The 3,779-nt window shown below is 43.0% G+C and carries 5 protein-coding genes; 4 read left to right on the top strand and 1 reads right to left on the bottom strand.

The genetic code is table 11. From position 1 onward, the window contains the following. From GK108_RS30880 to GK108_RS30865, 4 genes are all read left to right on the top strand, one after another. Positions 1-1,114, top strand: a 1,114-nt coding sequence (locus GK108_RS30880; RefSeq protein ID WP_163955463.1) for a Piwi domain-containing protein, incomplete at its 5' end; no start/stop codon positions are given. A gap of 366 nt (positions 1,115-1,480) precedes the next feature. Then, positions 1,481-2,287 carry an RpnC/YadD family protein gene (locus GK108_RS30875; protein ID WP_163955462.1) on the top strand — a complete coding sequence of 269 codons (807 nt, stop codon included), beginning with the start codon at positions 1,481-1,483 and terminating at the stop codon, positions 2,285-2,287. Between the two features lie 311 nt (positions 2,288-2,598). After that, positions 2,599-2,769 (top strand): hypothetical protein, encoded by a 171-nt coding sequence (locus GK108_RS30870; RefSeq protein WP_163955461.1) that lies wholly within the window; start codon positions 2,599-2,601, stop codon positions 2,767-2,769. Between the two features lie 350 nt (positions 2,770-3,119). Next, entirely contained in the window at positions 3,120-3,380 is a 261-nt protein-coding gene (locus tag GK108_RS30865; RefSeq protein ID WP_163955460.1) for a hypothetical protein, read from the top strand. Positions 3,381-3,404: 24 nt separating this feature from the next. Here the strand turns inward: GK108_RS30865 and GK108_RS30860 are convergent. Beyond that, a partial coding sequence (locus tag GK108_RS30860) for a transposase family protein (RefSeq protein WP_163955459.1) occupies positions 3,405-3,779 on the bottom strand: 375 nt, incomplete at its 5' end.

Below are 3,779 nucleotides of genomic sequence, written 5' to 3'. Positions count from 1 at the left end.
CCTTCTGATTGGAGGCAACTTTGCCTGTAAAGAGCACAAAGCCGCTTTTTACAAGGGTGTTTTTCAGCCGGTCAGCAACAAATGTATTTTACCTGTCTATGCTGAAGGCAGAATCAAAATCAATATGTTTGAAGAGTTGTTTGGGGTGTTTAATCAAGGTGGAAGCAATGTGGAAATTCTACAACCCATTGAACTACAACCAGAAAAAAGCTCTTTTTTAGATACTATAAAGTCTTTGAAAATCAGATATAAAGAGAATTTGTTAATTATAGTTTTTACTGAATTTAAATTACCCAAGACTGAATTGAAGTCTTTACAGAAGATAGGTGTTCAAACTCAAATATACTTGGGTCGTCAAGATAAGTATCAAATGTCAAATTTTGTTGTTAAATGTATAGAAAAGTTAGGCGGAATTTTAAGCATCATTAAAAGTACAAAAGAACCTGATACAACATATTTTCTTGGTATTGATTTAGGACACTCTATTCAAGAAGAGCAGAAAACTTCTAATTTAGCTATGGTTCTATTTAACTATCAAGGAATTATAGTTAAGAAGAGTGTAAATAAAAATATACCAAGAAATGAGGCATTAACTGAAGCAGCTATTGAACGCCCCTTAAAGGATATATTAACTTTCGTAAAAAAGAAGAATCTTCCTTTACCGAAGAAATTGATAATCCACCGAGACGGGAAATTACACAAGTATGATCTTGATAACATTTTAACAAAAATTTCAGAACTGTTCGATATAGATTGTATTGATATTGTTGAAGTTATTAAGTCAGGTTATCCAATAATTGCAAAGTATAATGAAAATAGTAAATCATATATCAACTGGCAATCTGGTGAAACTTGGGTTCTTCCACACCAAAAATATGCTATTATGGCAACCAATACTCAAGTAGAAGAGCAGGGAAGAATTATCAATCCTATAATTATTAAGTATAAGTTCGGACAGACCGAATTAGAGAGCATTCTGTTTCAAATCTATTGGTTTACCAAAATATACACGAATGGCCTGTATAATTCTACAAGGCTTCCTGCTACTACTTTGAAGGCTAACAATATCGTCAGTACGAGTACTATAACTCATACATCTTCAAATTTAGGATAGCTTTGCATAGGTTATTCTGTTTCGCGTGGGCGGGCTTCCGTTGACAGGGAGCACGTCCCGAGGGAAAGGTTGCAGCCCAACCAAATGAGGGTGTAAAGGTTGAGGTTACGTCTGTTGTTTTAAGTAGTTCAATCATCCATCAGCCCTCATGGTCGTTGGGTGCGCCAGCCAAAAAGTGAAAACGTGTTTGCCATCGTTCTGGCGACAGGCCAAACTTCCCGACAGGGCAACTTTTTAGGCTCGTTTGGAAGTTCTTGTTGACAAGCCAAACGCCCCCAAAGTCAGATTTGATGTCTCCATTTTCGAGCTTCGATCGACAGGGGAATCGCCCAGTGCGTTTTCGGCGGTTTCTAGTAATTTTACCGCATGGGTAAACAAGTCAGCCAATACGACAAGATTTTCAAAGAGAATATTGAAGCCGTAATACCGAGTTTGATGCAAAATATACTCGGTATTACGGTTGTTGAATCAGAGGAACTGCCCGACGACATTCAGCACACCAAAGAACGAAAGCCTGATGTGTTAAAGAAAATCAAGGATACGCAGGGGAAAACCTTTGTACTGCATCTCGAATTCCAGTTGGTTGACGAGCCGGAGATGGTTTATCGCATGGCTGATTATCATATCATGCTGGCTCGAAAGTACAAAATACCCATTCGTCAATATGTGCTGTTTCTGGGGTCTGGCATGCCTAAAATGGAGATCCGCTATGAAAGTGAGTTGATGCGCTATGAGTTTCCCCTTATTGCCTTTACTGATCTTGACTATCACACATTCCTCAAATCTAATCAGCCCGAAGAAGTAATTTTGGGCGTTCTGGCTGATTTTAAGGGTGACAGCCCCGAAACAGTGCTGCACCAAATCATTCGGCGGGTTGAAGAAACGACCCAAGGGGATTTGGCGTTAAAAAGGTATTTCAGTCAGTTGCGCGTATTGGCGCAGTTGCGTAACTTAGGACAAATACTCAGAGACCTCGCTATGGATAGCATCACTAAATTTGTAAGTGTAGAAAAGGATGCGGCTTATATGATGGCCCAAGAAAAGGAGCAGACTAAGTTTGTCAGCTATTTGTTGAATGAGACAAGCCATTCCGTCGAGCAGGTTGCTGCAATAGCAGGCGTATCGGTCGAGTTTGTTAAAAGTGTTCAGCAAAAAATTCCCAAAGATAAATAGTCCATGTTGTAGCTTGACATGCCACCTTGCCCGGCGACAGGGGGCACGTCCCGAGGCCAGGTTTGCAGCCCAACCAAATGAGGGTGTAAAGGGTGAGGCTCCGTTTGTTCAGGCAAGTAGCCTTATCATCCATCAGCCCCCTGGAGCGTTGGGTGGAGCGAACAAGCTGAAAAACAACGTAGCGTTCGGGTTTCGGTCGACAGGATGCACGTCTCGACAGGTAGGCTTTTAGCTCGTCAGTCGGGTTTTGGTCGACACCAGAATCGCCCTGGTTAGGTAAGCTGCCAAAAAGTGAGTTTGCCACGTAGCGTGTGACAGGGCAAGCGCCCCGCGACAACGTAGCGAACAGCTCCACGATACGTAGCGTCAGGCTTGGCGCGGGTCTTGAATCGGTTACGCGTGTTGGTGGTTTGCTTCGCGTGTGTTTCCTGTCTGGCGACAGGGTGCCCGTCCCGGTGGCAAGTCGGGACAGCCCAACCTAATGAGGGTGAAAAGGTCGGGGCTTGGTCGTGTTTGTTGACGTAGCGTGCTCATCCATCAACCCTCATGGGTGTTGGGTGAACCGGCCATAAAGTGCCTGATTGCCAGCGTTCGGGCGACAGGTTGTAGGCCGCAGAGGTTAGGTTTAAGCTCGTTCGACGGGTAGCAGCTGACAGGGCGAACGTCCCGACAAGTCAGGTTTAGGTTTGCCAGTCAGCGTCTTTGCGACAGGGCGAGCGCCCTGACAGGCAGGCTTGAAGAAATACAACAATACAAAATGCGAAGTGCATATTTTGTATTGAAAGTGCGGCAATTGGTGAATTGGTGGCAATTATTACAAAATTCATAACACATGGGACTATTCGACTTTTTAAAGAAAAAAGGAAATAAGGACGAACAAAAAATTTCAAATTCGCAGCAAAGCAAAACGGACGGAAAATATCTTGGAGATTTAAACAAAACCAAAATAATTAGAGGGTTGTGTGAAATACCAAAAGTTAGTAGAGACGACAAATGGAAACAAGTTTTTTTTGAAAATATATCTGATGCGAGTTTTAGATGTGGAAGTCCTCAGGTTATTAAAGGACCTGACGGAATGCTTTATTTTAACTAGACTTGTTGCAGGGGTGATTACCACTTAATTAGTCAAAATGAAATTCCACAATCCAGCACAAATTAATAGCGAGCTTTCGTAAAGGATGACCTTGCGAGTCCGCAGACGATCGCTCAAATACCGATACCGTTTTAGCCCCCCAATGGCATGCTCAATCCGAACGCGTGAGCGACTCTTTTCACCATTCGAGATCTTGGCCACCAGCGTTAATTCGCCACCTTTGGGCTTCTTGGCCGGTTGACTAACAGCCTGACAAACATAATCCTTTAGTACGCCCTGATAGCCCAAATCCAGTTCAATAGACAGCTCAGAAAACCAAGGCTGATCAGGCGGAAAATGATACTTCAATTGCCGGTAATCATGGTATCTACCCTGCCAACCCCGACTCACATAATGAAG

The organism is Spirosoma terrae (genome assembly GCF_010435915.1).
Lineage (GTDB): Bacteria > Bacteroidota > Bacteroidia > Cytophagales > Spirosomataceae > Spirosoma > Spirosoma terrae.
The sequence above is the reverse complement of the archived record's forward strand: the minus strand, read 5'-3'. Positions and strand labels throughout refer to the sequence as shown.